The sequence below is a fragment of the Massilia sp. TWR1-2-2 genome (assembly GCF_049897565.1).
Classification (GTDB): Bacteria; Pseudomonadota; Gammaproteobacteria; order Burkholderiales; family Burkholderiaceae_D; genus JAFCUW01.
On record NZ_JAFCWM010000054.1, the window covers coordinates 1 to 17914 of the forward strand.

Annotated in this window: 16 protein-coding genes; 7 read left to right on the forward strand and 9 right to left on the reverse strand. The window is 66.0% G+C overall.

The annotated features are described in order from the left end of the window. The first annotated feature begins 183 nt into the window (after positions 1-183). The gene (locus ACP7DD_RS25320; RefSeq protein WP_426178017.1) at positions 184-348 is read left to right on the forward strand and encodes a hypothetical protein; all 165 of its coding nucleotides are present in this window, start codon (positions 184-186) and stop codon (positions 346-348) included. Here ACP7DD_RS25320 and ACP7DD_RS25325 read toward each other — a convergent pair. Further along, complete coding sequence (locus tag ACP7DD_RS25325) at positions 345-4790, reverse strand: translocation/assembly module TamB domain-containing protein (protein WP_426178019.1); 4446 nt, start codon at positions 4788-4790, stop codon at positions 345-347. The genes ACP7DD_RS25320 and ACP7DD_RS25325 overlap by 4 nt on opposite strands. Continuing rightward, positions 4790-6553 (reverse strand): autotransporter assembly complex protein TamA, encoded by a 1764-nt coding sequence (locus ACP7DD_RS25330; protein WP_426178043.1) that lies wholly within the window; start codon positions 6551-6553, stop codon positions 4790-4792. The genes ACP7DD_RS25325 and ACP7DD_RS25330 overlap by 1 nt, the downstream gene beginning before the upstream one ends. Positions 6554-6725: 172 nt before the next feature. On the opposite strand from ACP7DD_RS25330, the gene queC reads away from it, so the two are divergent. Then, positions 6726-7442: a 7-cyano-7-deazaguanine synthase QueC gene (queC, locus tag ACP7DD_RS25335; RefSeq protein ID WP_426178021.1), complete on the forward strand. Its 717-nt coding sequence runs from the start codon at positions 6726-6728 to the stop codon at positions 7440-7442. A 19-nt stretch (positions 7443-7461) separates the two neighbouring features. Here the strand turns inward: queC and ACP7DD_RS25340 are convergent, their stop codons facing one another. Further along, complete coding sequence (locus ACP7DD_RS25340) at positions 7462-7719, reverse strand: hypothetical protein (protein WP_426178023.1); 258 nt, start codon at positions 7717-7719, stop codon at positions 7462-7464. Positions 7720-8585: 866 nt separating this feature from the next. Between ACP7DD_RS25340 and ACP7DD_RS25345 the strand changes: the two genes are divergently transcribed. Beyond that, positions 8586-9329, forward strand: coding sequence for a metallophosphoesterase family protein (locus ACP7DD_RS25345; RefSeq protein ID WP_426178025.1), 744 nt, complete (start codon positions 8586-8588; stop codon positions 9327-9329). Positions 9330-9341: 12 nt separating this feature from the next. On the opposite strand, the gene ACP7DD_RS25350 is transcribed toward ACP7DD_RS25345, so the two are convergent. Further along, entirely contained in the window at positions 9342-9719 is a 378-nt protein-coding gene (locus tag ACP7DD_RS25350; protein ID WP_426178026.1) for a hypothetical protein, read from the reverse strand. A 254-nt stretch (positions 9720-9973) separates the two neighbouring features. On the opposite strand from ACP7DD_RS25350, the gene ACP7DD_RS25355 reads away from it, so the two are divergent. From ACP7DD_RS25355 to ACP7DD_RS25365, 3 genes are all read left to right on the forward strand, one after another. Then, positions 9974-10183: a hypothetical protein gene (locus ACP7DD_RS25355; RefSeq protein WP_426178028.1), complete on the forward strand. Its 210-nt coding sequence runs from the start codon at positions 9974-9976 to the stop codon at positions 10181-10183. 143 nt (positions 10184-10326) lie between these two features. Next, on the forward strand, positions 10327-10824 hold the full coding sequence (locus tag ACP7DD_RS25360) for a hypothetical protein (protein ID WP_426178030.1): 498 nt from the start codon (positions 10327-10329) through the stop codon (positions 10822-10824). Positions 10825-10919: 95 nt separating this feature from the next. Further along, complete coding sequence (locus ACP7DD_RS25365; protein WP_426178032.1) at positions 10920-12293, forward strand: GAF domain-containing sensor histidine kinase; 1374 nt, start codon at positions 10920-10922, stop codon at positions 12291-12293. A gap of 75 nt (positions 12294-12368) precedes the next feature. Here ACP7DD_RS25365 and ACP7DD_RS25370 read toward each other — a convergent pair whose 3' ends face one another. Further along, on the reverse strand, positions 12369-13874 hold the full coding sequence (locus ACP7DD_RS25370; RefSeq protein WP_426178034.1) for an HD domain-containing phosphohydrolase: 1506 nt from the start codon (positions 13872-13874) through the stop codon (positions 12369-12371). A 147-nt stretch (positions 13875-14021) separates the two neighbouring features. Next, positions 14022-14762: a DNA-formamidopyrimidine glycosylase family protein gene (locus ACP7DD_RS25375; RefSeq protein ID WP_426178036.1), complete on the reverse strand. Its 741-nt coding sequence runs from the start codon at positions 14760-14762 to the stop codon at positions 14022-14024. A 155-nt stretch (positions 14763-14917) separates the two neighbouring features. Here ACP7DD_RS25375 and ACP7DD_RS25380 point away from each other — a divergent pair, with 155 nt between their 5' ends. Continuing rightward, complete coding sequence (locus ACP7DD_RS25380; protein WP_426178037.1) at positions 14918-15415, forward strand: DUF3016 domain-containing protein; 498 nt, start codon at positions 14918-14920, stop codon at positions 15413-15415. A gap of 149 nt (positions 15416-15564) precedes the next feature. On the opposite strand, the gene ACP7DD_RS25385 is transcribed toward ACP7DD_RS25380, so the two are convergent. The 3 genes from ACP7DD_RS25385 to ACP7DD_RS25395 are packed head-to-tail and all read right to left on the reverse strand — an operon-like array spanning position 15565 to position 17716. Continuing rightward, entirely contained in the window at positions 15565-16569 is a 1005-nt protein-coding gene (locus ACP7DD_RS25385) for a hypothetical protein (protein WP_426178039.1), read from the reverse strand. Positions 16570-16609: 40 nt separating this feature from the next. After that, positions 16610-17101, reverse strand: coding sequence for a hypothetical protein (locus ACP7DD_RS25390; protein ID WP_426178040.1), 492 nt, complete (start codon positions 17099-17101; stop codon positions 16610-16612). 15 nt (positions 17102-17116) lie between these two features. After that, on the reverse strand, positions 17117-17716 hold the full coding sequence (locus tag ACP7DD_RS25395) for an RNA polymerase sigma factor (protein ID WP_426178041.1): 600 nt from the start codon (positions 17714-17716) through the stop codon (positions 17117-17119). Positions 17717-17914 lie beyond the last annotated feature (198 nt).

Sequence of the window (17914 nt, forward strand, 5' to 3'; positions counted from 1 at the left end):
TCGCTGGAAGGACCTATCGACATCGTGAAAATCTCTCGAAACCGCGGAAGCAAGACCAAAAACCGCACAAGGCAATGAGTCAGAAAAATTGTTGAAATCGGCTAACTTGGGTGGATTGGTGCGGGACGGGAGGCGCCCGGCGAATGTGGTAACTTCGACACTCCACCTTCAGGAGTGACCGCCATGAATCAAGCAGTAATCCAGGCGCACCGCGCGCCCGATCCGGTGCCGGCCGACGAGCCGACACCCGAGCCGTTCGATAATCCCCATCCACACCATCCACCGACCCACCCGGACCACGGCGACGACGCGGTGCCCGATCCGAAGCCGTACGTGACGCTGCACTAGTCGAAGGCCCACGAATACAGTACGTCGAGCGCGGTATTGGTGCCGGTCTGGAATTGCAGCGTGATGCGCGGATTGAGCTTGTAGCGCAGCTTGACCAGGCTCGACGCCGTGGTGGCGCCCTGCTCGAAGCTCAGGTAGGCGCGCGCGGAGATGCGCTTGCCGACCGTGACGACGGTGCTTTCCAATCCCTTGGCCTGCGACAGGCCCAGTTCGTCGACGCCGAGCGAATTGGCCAGGCGCGACTGGAAGCCGCCGCCTTTGCCGCCACCGAGCAGCGCGCCGGCGGCGGCGCTCAGTACGCCCGCTTCGTTGCCGGACGTGCCTTCCATCCCATGCCCGAGCACCAGCCATGACAGCTTTTCGCTGTCGGGCACCGATGGCGTGGACACCAGTTTGGCCACCGGCGACTGCGCGGTGCCGCGAATTTCGACGCCGGCTTCGACGTTGGTCTCCGACAGCATTTCGCCCTCGGGGCGCTTGCGCAGCGCCAGGATGCTCAGCGCCGGATTGTCGTACGGGCCGCTGAAGGTAAGCACGCCGCGGTCGATCGCCAGCTTCTGGCCGTAGGCAGCGTAGGTGCCGCTGACGACGCGGATGGTGCCGTTGGCGCGCGGCGTGCGCCCGCCCGCGGCGCGCAGGCGCACAATGCCCGCCAGCTCGGCGTCGACGCCCATGCCGCGCAGGCGGAATTCGTTGCCCAGGTCGGCCTCGAGGTCGACCGTCAGCGGCAGCGACGGCGCTTCCTTGGCGACAGCGCCGTTGCGAGCGCGCCCGATCACGACGACGTCTTCCGACATCGTCGGGCGGCCTTGCGGGGCCAGTTCGATCAGCGCGCGGTCGGCGCGCAGCTTGCCTTCGAGCGCGAACTTCCTGGCGTCGCGCGTGAGCGTGGTCTGGCCGGAGACGACCAGGATGCGGTCGGGACGCGACAGCAGTTCGAGCTTGTCGGCCACCAGCTTGAGGTTCATGCTCGCTTCGCCGCTGGCGAAGCGCACCGCGCCGTCGGCAACGGCGCGGCCCTGGGCGCCGTCAAAGGCGAGGCGCTGCAGCACCAGCTGGTCGCCGGCCAGTTGCGCGCGCAGCTGGCCGTTGCGCAGCTTGACGCCCTGTTCGGCCCAGCGCAGCGCCAGGTTGTCGCCATTGACGCTGCCGTTCAGGCTTGGCGCGCCGACGGTGCCGGCGCCGGTCAGGTCGACTTTGAGAGTGCCGTCCATTTCCAGCGCCGGCTGGCCGCTCAAGGGCGCCAGCCAGGCAATCGATCCCATGTCGGCCTTGGCGCTGAGGGTCAGCGGGCTGGCGTTGCCGAGGCGGCCGTCGATCATGCGGGCGGTGGCGTCGACGCGGGCATGGCCGGCGCGCGTGCCGTCCAGTTCGAGCTGCATGCGCAGCGCGCCGTCGGCGATGTCGGCGCGCGCGTCGAACTGGCGCAGGCCGAGCACCACCGGCACTTCGGCGCCGGCGACCAGGTCGCCCTTTTCGCGCAACACGTGCAGCATGCCCTTGAGTGCGGGAGCGGCGCCTGGTGTGGCGCCGGCCTGCATGTCGACGCCCCACTGGGCGCCCAGGGTCAGGTCGCCGGACAGGTTGTCGCGCATGCCTTGCGAGAACTGGGTCAGGTAGTTGAGCGGCACGCCGGTGGCGGCGCCCTTGCTGGCCCAGCGCGCGCCGTTCTTGTCGAGCGACTGCAGCGTGACGCTGCCCTCGGGCAGCTTGATGACGGCGTTCGACAGCGATACTTGCTGCGGGCTCGCCAGTCCCATGACGCCGGCGCCGGGCGCCACGGCCAGGCGCAGCGGCGCCGGCGCCTGCAGCGTGAGGGCATAGCGGCCGCGGTTTTGCAAGGTGGCGACAGTGCCGTTCCAGGCGCCGGCATTCCAGCCGCCGCGCACCTCGGCAAGGGCGTCGAAGTCTTCGCCGCGGGCGGCCAGGCGCAGGCCGTGGGCGCCGCGCGTGCCGCTGGTCTGCAATCGCGCGCTGGCGACACGCAAGGCGCCGCCGATGTAATTGGTGATCTCGACGTCGCTGACCAGCGGATCGGCGGCGCCTTGACCGCTGCCGACGCTGGCGCTGGCGCGCAGCAGCTTGACCTGGTGCTTGCCGAGCAGGCGCAGGTTCTGGCCGTCGAGCGCGAGGATCAGGCTCGGCGCCCGCATGCTGCCCGACAGCGTGCCGCCGCCTTTCAGAGCGCCGCCGAAGTCGGGGCCGAGCACGGCCAGCTGGGCGGCGTCGATGCGCCAATCGAGCTTGTCGCCGCCGGCGCCGAAGCTGCCCTTGGCGGCGAGGACGTTGGGACCGACGTGCAGGTCGACGTCTGCATTCGATACGTGGCGCGCGTCGGCGGCCAGTTTTGCGTGGCCCCATAGCGGCGCGTTCGACAAGGTCGACGGCTGCAGCGCGAGGTTGACGGCGCCGCGCCAGTCGGGGCCCGAGCGGCCGCTGGCGTCGAACGTGCCGTTGATACTGCCCGGTAAAAACGAGCCGAAGGCGGCGGGATTGAAGCGCTGGGCGCTGCCGCTGGCCTTTGCCTCGACGACGCGCGCGCCGCCGGCCGGGCCAACGAGCCACGCTTCGCCGCTGGCGCGCAAGGTGCCGTTGTCGGCCTTGCGCACGGCCGGCACCCAGCCGAGGCCATTGGCGTCGACGACGAAGGTGGTGCGCGGCGCGGCCATGGTGCCGGTAACGGCGCCGCTGGCGTTGACGGCGCCGTACAAGTCGCCGCGGGCGGGCGACAGGTCGCGGCCGTCGAGGCTCCACAGCAGACGCTCGCCGGGCGCGCCGAAGCTGCCGCGCAGGTCGACCGTGTTGCGGCCGAGGGCGACGGTGGCGGCGACGTTGCTGACGCGGGCGGCGTCGGCGTCGAACTTGCCCTTGCCGGACAGGGGCTGGTTGAACAGCCGGCTTGGCCGCAGCGCGAAGTCGGCCGCAACTTTCCAGGCCGGGGCGAGGTGGCCGCCGGCGTTGATGGCGGCATTGATGTCGGCGGCCGGATAGTCGCCGAACGCGGCCGGGTTGAAGCGGGTGGCGTTGGCGTTGATCTTGAAGGCCTGCTCGCCGGTCAGACTGGCGGTGCCGGCCAAATCGACGCGGCCGGCGCCGGCGGCCAATTGCGCCTGCTCGATGGTGAGCAGGTTGTTGGCCAGAGTGGCGCGGGCGTCGAGCCGCATGCCGCTTTCGGCCAGGCGGGCGATCAGGATCTGCTCGTTGCCGGCGTTGGCGAGCTTGATGTCGCCGGCAATCTTGGTCGCCTTCATGCGGCTGTGCAGCTGCTTGAGGTCGAGGCGGTCGGTGTGCAGCACGAATTCGGCGGTGCCCAGGCCCGTGTCTTCCATCGTGCGGGCAACCGCGCCGCTGCCGGTAAATTTGCCGGCCGCGCCGAAGTCGATCAGCACGTCCGACACGCGCAGTGTAGCCAGGTTGCCGGCGAGCGCGCCGCGCATCGCCCGCAGCGGCAGGCGCTGCTTGTCGATGGTGCCGGCCGGGCCTTGGTTGTCGATGCTGACGCTGCCGGCGACGTCGCGGTTGGCGGCGATGGTGGCCGTCACGGCGATGGTCAGGTCGGCCGTCGGCAGCGCCGGATTGAAAAAGCCCGGATCGATGCCGCGGCCGTTGATGGTCATCGCGCGCAGCGGGATGTCGGCGAACGGCGCCAGCGACAATTTGGCGTCGCCGACGGCCGCGCCAGACTGTCCGGTGGCGGCGATTTCAGTGGCGGTCAGGTCGCCACCGGCGCGCAGGTTCAGCTGCGCCGGCTTGTGGCCGGCCAAGACGCGCAACTGGGCCAGGCTGGCGGTGGCGTCAAGCTTGAACGGCTTGGCCGCGCCGATGCTGCCGCTGGCGGTGGCCAGGCCGACCGGGGTGACGGCGCTGCCGTCCTGCAGCACCCACTTGTTGCGGTCGCCCTGCAGCTTGAAGCGCACGTCGGAGAGCACATTGCCGGTGGTGGCGCCAAGGCCGATCATGGTGACCTTGGCCAGGCGCGCATTGTCGATCGCCAGCTGGAATGGCGGCGCCAGGCTGACCGGCATCTTGGCCGGCCCGCTGTCGCGCAAGGTCTGCATCGTCAGGCTGGCGACGTCCAGTTTGCTGATGGCGACGCCTTTCGACAGGTACTGGAAGGGCGACCAGTCGATGTCGATATTGTCGCCGGTGATGAGCTGGTCGGGGCTGCGGAACACCACGTGCTTGACGTGCATCGAGCCGTACAGCGAGCCGGAAACGCCGGTGATGACGATGGCGCCGCCGCTGGCCGACGACACTTTTTGCGCCAGCGTCTGCAAGGTCGATTCACGCCCGCCGTACCAGTAGCCGGCCGCCAGCAGGGCGGCGGTGATGGCGACGCCGATGGCGAGCCGGCGCGGCCAGCGGCGCGGGCGCACCGGCGGCAGTGCCTTGCCGGCGCGGCGGCCAGCGGGAGCAGAAGCGGAGGTGTCGGTATCGGCCATCAGAACGTGAATCCAAGTGAGAAGTGCAGGCGCGCTTTTTTGACCGCGTGGCCGTAGGCGAGATCGACGTTGATCGGGCCGACCGGGCTGCGCCAGCGCGCGCCGATGCCGTAACCGGATTTCGGATGCAGCTCGCTGAACTTGTCGGCGGCGTTGCCGGCGTCGTAGAACACGGCCACGCCCCATGGCGGCTTGAACCAGTACTGGTACTCGGCGCTGCCGGTCAGCAGGTAGCGGCCGGGAACGATGGCGGTGCCTTCGACGACGCCCAGTGCCTGGTAAGCGTAGCCGCGCACCGACTGGTCGCCGCCAGCGCGGAACAGGAAGGTGCTCGGCACGCCGGCCTTCTGCTTCGAGGCGACTGCGCCGGCTTCGGCGCGCAATATCAGGGTGGCGTTCGACCCCATCGGCCGGTAGTTGACGAAGCGCGTCGACGCGCGCACGAAGCGCTCGTCGGTCAGCACCGGCAGCAGCGCGCCGCCGAGCTGCGCGTTGATGACGTAGCCGGAGGTCGGCTGCAGCAGGTTGTCGAGCGCGCGCTTGGTGATGCTGTAGGTCAGCGGCACGCTCTTGCTGCTGCTTTTCATCTGGCCGTCGACGCTGCGCTGCTCGGTCAGCGCCTCGAGCGTCACGCTGCGCTCGAGCAGCGGCGAGCCCCACGCGCGACGCGCGGCGATCGTCGACACATTGGTGCGCTCGCCGCGCAGGTCGTTGCGTTCGAAGCCGGCGCCGATGCTGTCGTTGTAGCCTTTCGGCGTGGTCGGGAAGTAGAAGTCGGCGCGCACGGTCTGGCGCAGCGTCTCGAAAATGATGTTGCTCTTCATGCGCAGGCCGAACACCGACAGGTCGTCGTAGGTGAGCTGGGCGCGGTTACCGGTGTTGGTCGAATAACCGAGGCCGGCCGACACGTTCTTCTGCTTGTTTTCGGTGACGCGCACCAGCACCGGCGTACAGACCGGACCGGCGACGGGTTTGCGCGCGGCGCGCTGTTCGTCGGTCAGCGCCTCGATGCTTTCGTCGAGCAGCGCGCTCATGTCGGCGCTCACTTCAACGCCGCTGAAGTAGCCGGTGTCCTGCAGGCGCGCCTGGAACGCCTGCAGCACCGTCTCGTCGTAGACGTCGCCCGGCTTGATCTGATTGAGGTTGTTGATGATGGTCGGCGGGTAGCGCTTCAGGCCTTCGATGCGCAGGCCGTCGAAACGCACTTCGGGGCCGCTGTCGAGCACCACCTTGAGCAGCGCGCGCAGCACGTCGGGGTCGACCGTGGCTTGCGACTCGACCAGCTGGGCGCGCGGATAGCGCACCCGCATCACCTGGCGCAGCAGGTCGCGCTTGGCCACTTCCCAATCGGCCTGGCGGAAGCGGCGCCCGACCGGCAGGCTCCACTTGTTGCGCAGCGCTTCGGCGTCCTGCCTGGCGCCGCCCGGGGTCAGCGGTTCGAAGCCCTGCAGCACCAGGTCGACGTCGCCGACGACGACCGGCGGGCCGGGATCGACCATCACCACCGCCTCGAGCGGCGCGCGTTCGAGGTCGAGGCTGGCCGTGACCTTCGGCGAATAGTAGCCTTCGGTGGCGACCAGCGTCCTGACCTGTTCCGGCGTGTTCTTGACGAGGCGCTGAAGCTGGTCGCGGTCGAGGCGCGGGTCGCCGCGCCAGCGCACCAGGTCGAGGTTTTCCTCGAGCAGTTGGTTCAGCGGGCGGGGCGCTTCGATGCGGACGGTGTAGCTGACGCCTTGTGCGTAGGCCGCCGTGGTGGCCAGCATCGTGAACACGGCCAACCCGATCTGTGCCAAAATTCGTGGCCGCCGCGGCGCGCGCGCGGAACTGTCATCAGGTAGTGCAAGAAACATGTGGCTCCATTCGGAAAAATGCTGAGTGCATCTTACCGGATTGCCGCAAATGATGGCGAACGCCTAAACACTGGAAATGACGCCCATGCTGTGTACCGATACCGCCCTGGTCCTGTTTAGCGGAGGACAGGATTCCACCACTTGCCTGGCGTGGGCGCTGGAGCGCTACGCGCGGGTCGAGACGATCGGTTTCGACTACGGCCAGCGCCACGCCATCGAGCTGACGGTGCGCCCGGCGGTGCTGGCCGGGGTGCGCGCGATCGAGCCCGAGTGGGATGCGCGGCTGGGCGAAGACCACATGGTCGACCTGTCGGTGATCGGGCGCATTTCCGACACCGCGCTGACCAGCAACGTTGAAATCGCCATGCAGGAAAACGGCTTGCCGAACACCTTCGTGCCGGGGCGCAATCTGTTGTTCATGACGGTGGCGGCGACGCTGGCGTACCGGCGCGGCCTGAACGTGCTGGTCGGCGGCATGTGCGAGACCGATTTCTCCGGCTACCCGGATTGCCGCGACGATACGATGAAGGCGCTGCAAGTGGCGCTGAACCTCGGCATGGCCACCCGCGTCAAGCTCGAAACGCCGCTGATGTGGATCGACAAGAAACAGACGTGGCAGCTGGCGCAGGCGGCCGGCGGCAGGGCGCTCGTCGACCTGATCCGCGAACAGACGCATACCTGCTACCTCGGCGAGCGCGGCACGCTGCACGCGTGGGGCTACGGCTGCGGCACCTGCCCGGCGTGCGAATTGCGCGCGCGCGGCTATGCGCAGTTCGCCGCCGAAGGCGCAATCGCCGGTTAAAACACGGCGCAGGCGGCCATCACAGCCAGCCATTGGCAGCCATGCGCTCGGCGATGAACCTGGCCACGAGCGCGTGTTCGTGCGGCGTCGGGTGCGCATCGTCGGCGAACGTGAAGTCGCTGACGTCGCCAGGCTTGAGATTGCGGGCATTGCACAGCAGCGCAGAGCCGCCCAGCACATTGGGCCCGCAGGCGGCGGTGGTGACGTTGGTCGGGCCGTACGCGGTGGGATTGGCGGCCTGGTCGCGCGTGAAGGCGAACAGGTCGATTTGCAACACCTGCGGCGCGCCGGCCAGACCCTCCCTGAGCGCGGTGTGAAGGCGTCGACCATGGCGGCGATCAGCGCCTGGGTCGGCGGCGCCTGCAGCCGGGCGAGCGGCGTGACGGAGATATCCGGCAGATTGTTGACGACGATGTAATTGGCGCCGTTGGCGACAATGCGGTTGCGCACCAGGTCGGCAAGTTCGGCGCCGGCCGTCGCCATCGCCGCCACGGCGGCGGCCGGGGACGTGGTGCCGGCCGCCAGCTGATCGAGCAGGAAGATGGCGTCGTTGCTGCCGGCGGTGACGAACACGACTTCATTGCCGGTGAACCTGCCGCCGGTAGCGGCCAGGTGGTTGGCGATCTGCGTGACGACGGGCACGGTCAGCTGGCCGAGCGGCGAGCCGGTAAGGCGATGGCGCGGCCCAACGGGCGCGGTCACGCGCGCGCCCGGCTGGGCGTAGCCGAGGCAGCCGGGATGGTTCAGGCTGTCGCCAAAGATGACTTGCGCACTGAAGCGTGGGCCGTGGTCGGAGCCGCCGCCGCATGCGGCCAGCAGTGCCGCCAACAGCATCGCCAGCACAACGCAAAATTGCCGCATCGTCGCCCCCGATGGTGTGCACGCCGACGTTTGGCGCTGTTCCAATATGCCAGCGTTGGGCGGCGCGGCACGGGCGCACGCGTGACGAAACGCCGGCGGTTTGAGGGTGGTCAAAGGCCAGCGATCAGCAAGGGCGCGGCGACACCGCGCGCGCATCGACCGCGCGAGAGCGGTCTTGTGCAATTAATTTTGCCGTCCCACCATGTTATGATGGCCTCTCTGCCAGCAGCGGTTTATCGCTGCCGATGCCTTCACCGCCCGTTCCCCGTTCTACTCCACGCCATGCGCCTTGCCCTCCTGACCGATTTGCACGCCAACCGCGAAGCGCTGAGCGCTTGCCTGGCGCATGCCGAGCAGCAGAACGCCGACCAGTACGCCTTCACGGGCGACTTCGTCGGCTATGGCGCCGACCCGGCGTGGGTGCTCGATACGGTGATGGACTATGTGCTGCAGGGCGCCGCCGCGGTGCAGGGCAATCACGACTATTCGGTGACGCACGCCACGCGCCCGCAAATGCATGCCGAGGCGCGCGAAGTGATCGAATGGACGCGCGGCCAGCTCAATGCGGCGCACCTGTCGTTCCTGGCCGGGCTGCCGCTGACGGAGGAGCGCGGCAACATGCTGTTCGTGCATGCCAGCGCGTTCGATCCGGGCAAGTGGGAATATGTAACGGGCCTCGAAGAAGCCGAGCGCAGCCTGAAGGCGACGCGCAGCCGCATGGTGTTTTGCGGCCACGTGCACACGCCGGCGCTGTACCGGCGGGCCGACGATGGCCGCATGGGCAGTCACTCGCCGGCGCCTGGCGCGCGCATCGCCATCAAGCCGCAGCACCAGTACCTGGTCATTCCCGGAGCGGTGGGCCAACCGCGCGACGGCAATTGCGCCGCCTGCTATGCCATCTACGATGACGTGACGCGTGAACTGACGTACTTCCGGGTGCCGTACGACCATGGCGCGGCGGCACGGCGGGTGATCGCCTCGGGGCTGCCGATCGTGTTCGCGATGCGGCTGATCGAGGGAATCTGACGGTGATCTGAGTTAGACCGCGGCGGCTGTCTTCATGCGGTTGCGGCGGGCACGGTTCATGAAGAACCAGATGATGGCCACCGGGATCAGCACCGGCAACAGCAGCGGCGACAGGACCGCGGCGACGACCAGGAAGCCGACTCCCAGGCCGATCGTCAGCAGCAGCCCGACGCCGGCGAACACGATCGCCAGCACGGCGCCAACCATCAGCACGACCAGAGCGCCGATGATCAGGCCGCCGCCGGCGAACAGCAGGCCGATGAGCGCGCCCAGCGGGCCGTCGACCATATCGCCGTCGATGTCGAAGTCCATCGGGAACGGATCGGCAAAGACATTCCAGACCAGCATAAAGCACAGCAGCAGGATGATGACAGGGGCGATTTTTTTCATGGCAAGGCCTCGTTAAGGAAAAATGATTCGGCTGGGTTCGTTCAGGTATGCATGCACTGTAGACAAGCGCGGCGACCGGCGACAGCGGATTGCGACAGGCTGCAAATTACACGGGTCAGAGTTGTCGAAAGGGGCGACGAATCGCGCGCGGGCCAGTTGGCGCGGGCGGCGATTTGCCGCAATTGCCGAGGTTCTCCTTGAAAAGCCCGCCTCATTGCCTATACTGAACCCCTGCTTTATCGAAGGGAGAGCCAATGCTTGCCGCCTGTTTTGCGCTGACCGTGCCGACGTCGTTGCTGTTCGGCTGGGATGGTCCGAAAGGACCGCCTTCGGCGCCGCCGGCCATACCGCCGATCATCATCAACCCCTACACTTACCAAACACCGGGCCCGGCCATCGACCCGCCGGTGCCGGCAATGGGGCCGCCCATCGCCCCGCCGCCAGGTCCGCGCCAGAGGTTGTGACAGGCCGCCCGCTCTTCGCCGGTTTCTTTTGCCTGCTCGCAAAACGTGCGTCCGCGCGCGCTTACTTCTCCGATTCGGTAAAATCGCGCTGTTGAGCCGGCCATGGAGCCGGTTCGTCCACCAACGAACCGAAAGTGACCACGATGAACGATGAAGAAACTGGCCACGCGCCCGACGACGACGCCCCGATCCAGGAAGCACGGCTGTGGAAGGGCAACGGCTGGACCGCGCGGGTGATCAAGAACGACGATGACGAAGGCTGGGCGGTGGCGATGATCAAGGACGGCGAGCCGGAGCCGGCGCTGGTGGGACCGTGGACGATGGGGCGCGACAAGAAAAATCCGAAGCCGCTCGACGTCAACGCCTTCCACACGCTGGTCAAGACGGCGGCTGAAGTGCTGCGCCGCCATGAGCAGCAGCTGCATGCGATGCTGCACAAGAGCACCGTGGTGGCCAGCGACGGCATCGAGCTGAAGGTCACGCTCGACATCGTGCCCGACGACGAGCATCCGTATGCGCTGCTGAGCGCGTTTGATGAGGTAGGCGAGCGCATCGCGCAAGCGCGGGTGGCGGCCAATTTCAAGCTGTCGCCGGCGAGCGCGGCGAGCTGGGTGGAGAACGAATTTCGCGCGCCGCGCTGAAAACCCACACTTTGCCAGCCTTTTGTTAGCTGACCGGACCATCCGGGCGGGGAAACTGATAATATTTCCCAAATGCATTTAACAAAAGGACCATGATGGAAAGTCGCCTCAGCCGCCTGGAAACCGTCCAGGCGATGCTGCTCGAGATCGGGCAACTGTCGACCGCCGGCGGTGACATCACCGAATTCATCCGCGCGGTGCACCGCTCGCTCGGGCGCATCATGTATGCGGCCAATTTCTATGTCGCGCTCAGTGAGCGCGAAGACGACAGCGTGCGCTTCGTCTACTTTGTCGATGAAGTCGATCCGACGCCCGATCCGGAAGAGCGGGTCACGCTCGCCTCGCCCGACCAGTCGCCGACGGCGTGGGTGATGCTGAACCGGCGCACCCTGGTGATGACGGCGGCCGAGCACAATGCGCGCGGCGACGGCAGCAGCTGGGGCCTGGGCAGCACCGCCGAGCACTGGCTCGGCTGCCCGCTGCTGGACCGCCAGCATCAGGCGCTCGGCGCCATCGTCATCCAGAGCTATTCTGCCGAACACAGGTTCAACGACGAGGACCAGGCGCTGTTCGCGCTGCTGGCCAACCATGTGTCGAACGCGCTGCAAGGCCTGCAGAGCATGGACCGGCTCGAGCGCGCGGTGCACGAGCGCACCGCGCTGCTCGAGCAGCGCAATGTGGCGCTGCAGGAAGCGCAGTCCGAGCTGGTGCGGCAGGAAAAGCTGGCCTCGCTGGGGCGCCTGGTGGCCGGCGTGGCGCATGAAATCAACACGCCGCTGGGCATTTGCGTGACCGCCACCAGCCACCTGGTGCAGGAGCTCAAGCTCACGCGAGAAGAGCTGGCGGCCGGCGAGATGACGGCGGAGAGCCTGGAGCAGTTTTTCGACATCGTCGACCAGTCGCTGCGCATCATGACGACCAATACGCAGCGCGCGGCGGCGCTGGTGCGCAGCTTCAAGCAGGTGGCGGTGGACCAGTCGTCGGACGACATCCGCAGTTTCGATCTGAAGAAGTATCTGAGCGAAGTGTTGCTGTCGCTGCAGCCGAAGTTGAAGGGGCGGCCGGTGAAAGTCGAGGTCGATTGTGGGCCGGACATCAAGCTGGAGAGTTTTCCCGGGGCGGTGTCGCAAGTGGTCACCAACATGCTGATGAATTCGCTGGTGCATGGCTTCGAGGGCGATCAGTCGGGCGTGATCGTCATCAAGGGCGCGCTGGAGGGAGACACCGTGGTGCTCGATTACAGCGACAACGGCGCCGGCATGGATGCGGAGACGCTGGCGAAACTGTTCGATCCGTTTTTCACGACGCGGCGCGGCAGCGGTGGCAGCGGGCTCGGCGCGCACATTTTGTACAACCTGGTCACGGGCGCGCTGGGCGGCACGGTGAAGGTCGACAGCGCGCCGGGGCAGGGCCTGCAATACCACCTGCGGTTTCCGCGCAGCCGGCGCAAGGAGAAGGTTGCCGCGTGAGATGACACGGCGTGGTGACTTGCCAGGGGTCCCCGCTGCGCGGTTTTTTTCGGCTGGCGGCCTGGCGCTGCCGGCTTAGTCGGGCCAGCGGCGGTTGATGTCGACGGCCTGGTCGATGTTGGCAATGAGCAGCTCGACGTATTTTGGATCGAGGTGGTGTCCCGCCACTTCACGCAGGTGATCGACCACCTGCTCGATCGGCCACGCTTCCTTGTAGCAGCGTTTGTGGCTGAGCGCGTCAAACACGTCGGCGACCGCCACGATCCGTGCGTACGGGTGGATGTCGAGCCCCTTCAGCCCTTGCGGATAGCCGGTGCCGTCGTATTTTTCGTGGTGCTGGTGGGCGATCACGGCGGCCGCCTTCAGGATCGGCCGTGACGAGCCGTCCAGGATCGACAGGCCGACGTTCGGATGCTGCTTCATGATTTCCCACTCTTCCGGCGTCAGCTTGCCCGGCTTGAGCAACACCGCGTCGGGCGTGGCGATCTTGCCGATGTCGTGCATCGGCGCCGCGTGCATCAGCACCGCCGTTTCGTCTTCCGGCAAGCCGGACGCCAGCGCGAGCAAATGGCAAACCTGCGACATGCGCCGCACGTGGTTGCCCGCTTCGTGCGAACGCGACTCGACGACGTCGCCGAGCCGCAAGATCAGTTCGGCCTGCGTATCGGTGATCTCCTGGTTCAGCAGGATGTTGTCGAACGCGATCGCCACGCCCGAGCAGAATACTTCGAGCAGCTGCGCATCGATGTCGGAGATTTCATCCACGCCCTTGAGCACCAGCAGCGACGCCTTGCCGCTGTGGTTCGGGAAATAGCCGACGTAGGTGTCGCCGTGCAAGCGCGAGATGCGGTTGTGGCGCGCGTCATCGAGCTGGGCGAGCAGGTCCGGGCCGATCACCTCGCCGCCGAGGTCGCCAATCTGGGCCAACACCTCATATTCGGTTTCGCCGGTGATGAGGCTGGCGCCGGACAGGCGCAGCAGCATGCTCTGCTCGAGGCGCAGCAGCGCGACGACTTGCTGCAGCAGGCCGCTGGCGAAGTCTTTCAGATTGCGTTGCTGGAAGATGTGGGCCGACGCGGCGATCACGCGCTCGAGGCCTTCTCGGTAGTTCAGCTGGGCGCGGCGGGCATCTTCGACCTTCATGATGTCGCGGTAGGCGCGCAGCGCGGCGAACGTGGTGGTGAACAGCTTCGTGCGGTCGAGCTCGGTCTTTTCCTTGTAATCGTTGATGTCGTAGTCAACGATCACACGCTCCTCCGGCGCCTGGCCAGGCTGGCCGGTGCGCAGGACGATGCGGGTGAACTGGTTGCCCTGGTCCTTGCGCATCCAGCGCGCCACTTCGAGGCCGCTGTCCTCTTTTTCCATCACCACATCGAGAAACACCAGCGCGATGTCGGTCTCGCGCGCGAGGATTTCCTTCGCTTCGGCACCGCTGTAGGCGTGCAGAAAGGTCAGCGCGCGCTCGTCGAGGCGGAAACGGGTCAAGGTCAGCTTGGTGACATCATGAATATCAGGCTCATCGTCGACAAGCAATACTTTCCACGGGGCGAGTTTTGGCGCGGCGGAAGAGAGAAAGGACATGGGACGTGTTCCGATACCGTTGATTGAAGTCGACAATAAGAAAGTTGCCTGAACGCAGGCGTTTGGTCGATTGTAGTATGAGAAATGCCCATTAACAACAATCAATGTTAAATGTCTTACTATCGAGCATCGAATCTGTTGCAAAGGCTATCTTGGATAGCGTTTCTGACAGGATTCGCAGAAGAAACTGCGCCGATTTGCCGTGCCGAGGTGGGCTTTGGTGAACTTGATATTGCAGCGCGGGCAAATAACCTTCTTGTGCGCCAGCCAGTTTTGCCGCAGGACGAAGGCTTTCTTCCACGCCAGGAAGTCGAAGCAGTATTGACGCGCCTCGGTCACCAGCTCGCGCAACTTGGCCGGCGGCAGCGCGCCGACCGGGCTCAACGGGTGGACCTTGATGCGGAAGAGCACTTCATTCTTGACGATGTTGCCGACGCCGGCAAAGATGGTCTGGTCGAGCAGGGCGTCGCACGCCAGCGTCGCCGGCGCGGCGCGCAGTTTCTTGAGCGCCTTGCGCGCGCTCCACTGGTCGGACATGACGTCGCCGCTCCAGTCGTACACCGAATCGAGGTCGGTATCGACCAGCTTGATGGAGCAGCCGTAGAAGTTCAGTTCGCCGCCATCTTGCATGCCCAGCGCCATGCGCGGCGGGCGGTCCTTGCGCTCGTCGATGCGGTAGCTGCCGAACAGCATGAAGTGAACGCGAAAGGCCATGTCCGGCAGCTCGACGATAAATTGCTTGCCGAAGGTGCGCAGCGACAGGATCGGCTGGCCGAGCAGCTCGGCGGGCTCGAACGCGGCGGTGTCGCCTTCGGCGGTCATGATTTCTTGCCCTTCGAAACGGGCTGCTTCCTCGCGCAGGATGACGAGCGATGGTCCTTCAGGCATGGTTGAGTCTCCTTTCGGAGCATTCTGGAGGCAAGCGTGCCGGCGCGGTGTGCGGGGACTAACATTTCGATACAAACTGAGATTATCAACATACAAACGGCGGCGCGGAAAGGCGTATATTGGTCGTGCTGGATTGCAGCGTGAAAGGAACCAACATGAAGACTGTATTCAAGAGCCTGGTCCTGGCCGGTGTGGTGTTCGCCGCGGCGGGCAGCGCGTCGGCCGCCGTGACCGTGACGTTTGCCAATCCCGACAATTTCCGCGACATGCCGTTTGCGCCGAGCGACCGGGCCGAAGTGCTAAAGGAGCTGACCGAGCATTTCGAGCGCCTTGGCAAGGATCTGCCGCCGGGACATGAGCTTCGCGTCGAAGTACTGGACCTGGACCTGGCCGGCGAGTTGCGACCGAATTTCCGTGGACATAACGATATCCGCATCCTGCGCGGCGGCGCCGACTGGCCGCGGATGGTAGTGCGCTACACGCTCGAATCGAACGGCCAGGTGGTCAGCCGCGGCGAAGATGCGCTCAGCGACATGATGTACCTGAACCGCATCCCGCGTTATGCCGACCACGACAACCTGCGCTATGAAAGGCGCATGATCGAGGATTGGTTCAAGCAGAAGTTCGCGGCGCCGAAAGCGGCACGCAGGTAGGTCGCCGATTGCGCCGAGCGCTGCCAGATCGATGCTTCGGGAGGAGCAGATAGCTAATCCGCGGCCGACAAACCGTCATTCGCGAGGATGACGGTTTGTCGTTTTCAGTTCGCAAATAAGGATTCATTGGGCCGCGAAGACCGCATCGCTCAAGGCGCTTTCTTTTCGAGCAGGTGGTGCATGTTGGCGAGCGCATCCTTGACGGTGTAGTCGGACGGCACGGTGAACAGCGCCGCTGCCGGCTCCTCGCGCTTGAGCGAAGTCAAGCGGTAAGTGTTGTCGCCGGCGCGCGGGTCGCTGTGCTTGGTCAGCAAAGTCACCTGCAGCTCGGGCGAATACCAGCTCTCGTCCGACACGACGATCGCGCTGCGGTTGCCCACTTCGCCCGCCGGAATCTCGTAGCTGCGCAGCTTGCCTTCGGCCTTGACGCCTTCGATCTCGCGTGTGCCGAGGTCCTTGGCGGTGGCGTTCTTCGACCATTTCACATCGCCGAGTGCGCCGCTCAGCGGACCGAGTCGAACCAGCATATCGCGGCTGCCGGGCGTCACCTGCATGTTCGGCGCTTCAATGCGCACAGCGGTGCCTTCGCCGACATGCACTGTCAAGTCGCCGTCGTGCCCTTCGAGGTGGCGCACGATGATCTCGCGGCGCTCGGCCGGCAGCTTGCCTTCCTTGCGCAACTGGTCAATCTTCGCGCGCGCCGCTTCAGCTGCCGCCTTGCCGATCTCCTTGTTGGCAGTAATCCTGGTGGCGGTCCTGGTGCGCGGGCTCAGTATGTACGTGGTCGACTCGACCGGATCGTGAATCGTCACCGTCTGCACCTCACCCTTGTCGTCGCGCATTTCCTGGCGCGTGCGGCCGGCACTGTCGCGGTAGCTCATCGAGCTGGTCTTGCGGACGATCTGGTTGCCATCGGCCAAGTTCTGCTGGCGCTCGGATACCGCCTCGGCGCTGTACGGCGCGTTCTTGACGGCCTTGACCATCATCCCCATCCGCGGGCCGAAGTGCATGCCGGCCAGGCCGTCGAGGCCGCGCATTTCGATGCGCTGCTGGGTCACCACGCGCGGCTGCGGTGCCGGATCGGCTTCGTCGGCAAAAGCTGGGGCAAAGATCAGGCCGATCAAAGGTGCGAGAAATATTTTTTTGCGATTCATGGAAAACCTCGTGCGGTTGGTAGTGATGGGTTGGTGAAAACTATTGTGCCGCCAGGCGCAGTGCGAGCGGATGGCCGTCGTGGCCGACCAGCATTTCGGCGTGCACCAGGTCACCGGCATTTTCCGGACTGACCGGAACGCCGAGCGAAGCGAGCGCGGTGCGCGGCACGGTTGTCTCGACCATGCGCGGCGCCGGATCCTGTTCGATGCGCTCGAACGAATCGAGGGCGACGAACACGGCGCCGTTATCATCGCGAGCGATCAAGGCGCTCGCGTCGCCGGTTGTCGGCATTGGTGCTTGCAGTGCCAGCATCGTCACGATCAGCACCGCGGTGATGCCGCCGAGGCTGCCGGCGACGCCCCACTGGGCCAGCGACAACTTCTGGAACCAGCGCGGCTTGCGGTGGTAGCTGGCGAACGCCGCCATCAGTTCCTTGTGCACGCCGCGCGGCGTGTTGAGGCTGGCCATGCCGTCGCGCAGCGCGGTCAGCGGGGCGGTCAGGGCGGGGTCGCCGGTAGTGTCGGTTTGCATGTGGGTGCCTCTATGTCAGGCTGATTGTTCGATGGCGGGACGGTGCGCCGCCAGCCGTTTTGCCAGGGCGGCGCGGCCGCGCGACAGGCGCGAGCGGACGGTGCCGATATCGAGCCGGCAGATGTCGGCGATCTCCTGGTAGGACAGGTCGTGCATTTCGTAAAGGATGACGACGTCGCGGTAGTGCGGCGCCAGCAATGACAGCGCGCGGCGCACATCGTCGGCCAGCTCGGCGCCGAGGATGCGGGCGAGCGGCTCGGCCGCTTCGCTGGCGATCTCGGCGGCGTCATCGTCGTCGCCGTCCTGGGCCGCGGGGGGCAGGGTGGCGAGGCGCTGGCGCGGCAGTTCGTGCTTCATGACGAGGTTACGCGCCACGCCGAACAGGAAATTTTGCAGCACGCCGCGGGTGGGGTCGAAGGTGAACTTGGCCGTCAACAAGCCCATGAACACTTCCTGCACGACATCGGCGGCGGTGTCTGCCGATCCGCTGCGCAACAGGGCGAAGCGGAACAGCGGGCCCTGGTGGCGCAGGTACAGCGACGCGAAGGCCGACGCCTCGCCGGCGCGCATCTTGCGTAGCAATTCGGTATCGGCGGGGGCGTGGGCGGGTGTCATGGCGGCGTCTTTAATGGTATTCCCATTTGCGCGCCAGAAAGTTCCAGTTATTTTCAACCCCGGGGTCAGGTCTGACAAACCCCCTCTGTCAGACTAGTTGTCACCCTACATTTTTGGGAGACAACATGAGTAAACTGTATTCTGATGCTTTTATCGAGCAAGCCTTCGTCAAGGTTTATTCTCGAGGCAAACGTACCG

What these genes read in the sequence shown, in the direction of transcription:
- ACP7DD_RS25320 (WP_426178017.1), top strand. Translation starts at nt 184, where the DNA reads ATGAATCAAGCAGTAATCCAGGCGCACCGCGCGCCCGATCCGGTGCCG.
- ACP7DD_RS25325 (WP_426178019.1), bottom strand. Translation starts at nt 4,790, where the DNA reads ATGGCCGATACCGACACCTCCGCTTCTGCTCCCGCTGGCCGCCGCGCC.
- ACP7DD_RS25330 (WP_426178043.1), bottom strand. Translation starts at nt 6,553, where the DNA reads ATGCTGGCCACCACGGCGGCCTACGCACAAGGCGTCAGCTACACCGTC.
- queC (WP_426178021.1), top strand. Translation starts at nt 6,726, where the DNA reads ATGCTGTGTACCGATACCGCCCTGGTCCTGTTTAGCGGAGGACAGGAT.
- ACP7DD_RS25345 (WP_426178025.1), top strand. Translation starts at nt 8,586, where the DNA reads ATGCGCCTTGCCCTCCTGACCGATTTGCACGCCAACCGCGAAGCGCTG.
- ACP7DD_RS25350 (WP_426178026.1), bottom strand. Translation starts at nt 9,719, where the DNA reads ATGAAAAAAATCGCCCCTGTCATCATCCTGCTGCTGTGCTTTATGCTG.
- ACP7DD_RS25355 (WP_426178028.1), top strand. Translation starts at nt 9,974, where the DNA reads ATGCTTGCCGCCTGTTTTGCGCTGACCGTGCCGACGTCGTTGCTGTTC.
- ACP7DD_RS25360 (WP_426178030.1), top strand. Translation starts at nt 10,327, where the DNA reads ATGAACGATGAAGAAACTGGCCACGCGCCCGACGACGACGCCCCGATC.
- ACP7DD_RS25365 (WP_426178032.1), top strand. Translation starts at nt 10,920, where the DNA reads ATGGAAAGTCGCCTCAGCCGCCTGGAAACCGTCCAGGCGATGCTGCTC.
- ACP7DD_RS25370 (WP_426178034.1), bottom strand. Translation starts at nt 13,874, where the DNA reads ATGTCCTTTCTCTCTTCCGCCGCGCCAAAACTCGCCCCGTGGAAAGTA.
- ACP7DD_RS25375 (WP_426178036.1), bottom strand. Translation starts at nt 14,762, where the DNA reads ATGCCTGAAGGACCATCGCTCGTCATCCTGCGCGAGGAAGCAGCCCGT.
- ACP7DD_RS25380 (WP_426178037.1), top strand. Translation starts at nt 14,918, where the DNA reads ATGAAGACTGTATTCAAGAGCCTGGTCCTGGCCGGTGTGGTGTTCGCC.
- ACP7DD_RS25385 (WP_426178039.1), bottom strand. Translation starts at nt 16,569, where the DNA reads ATGAATCGCAAAAAAATATTTCTCGCACCTTTGATCGGCCTGATCTTT.
- ACP7DD_RS25390 (WP_426178040.1), bottom strand. Translation starts at nt 17,101, where the DNA reads ATGCAAACCGACACTACCGGCGACCCCGCCCTGACCGCCCCGCTGACC.
- ACP7DD_RS25395 (WP_426178041.1), bottom strand. Translation starts at nt 17,716, where the DNA reads ATGACACCCGCCCACGCCCCCGCCGATACCGAATTGCTACGCAAGATG.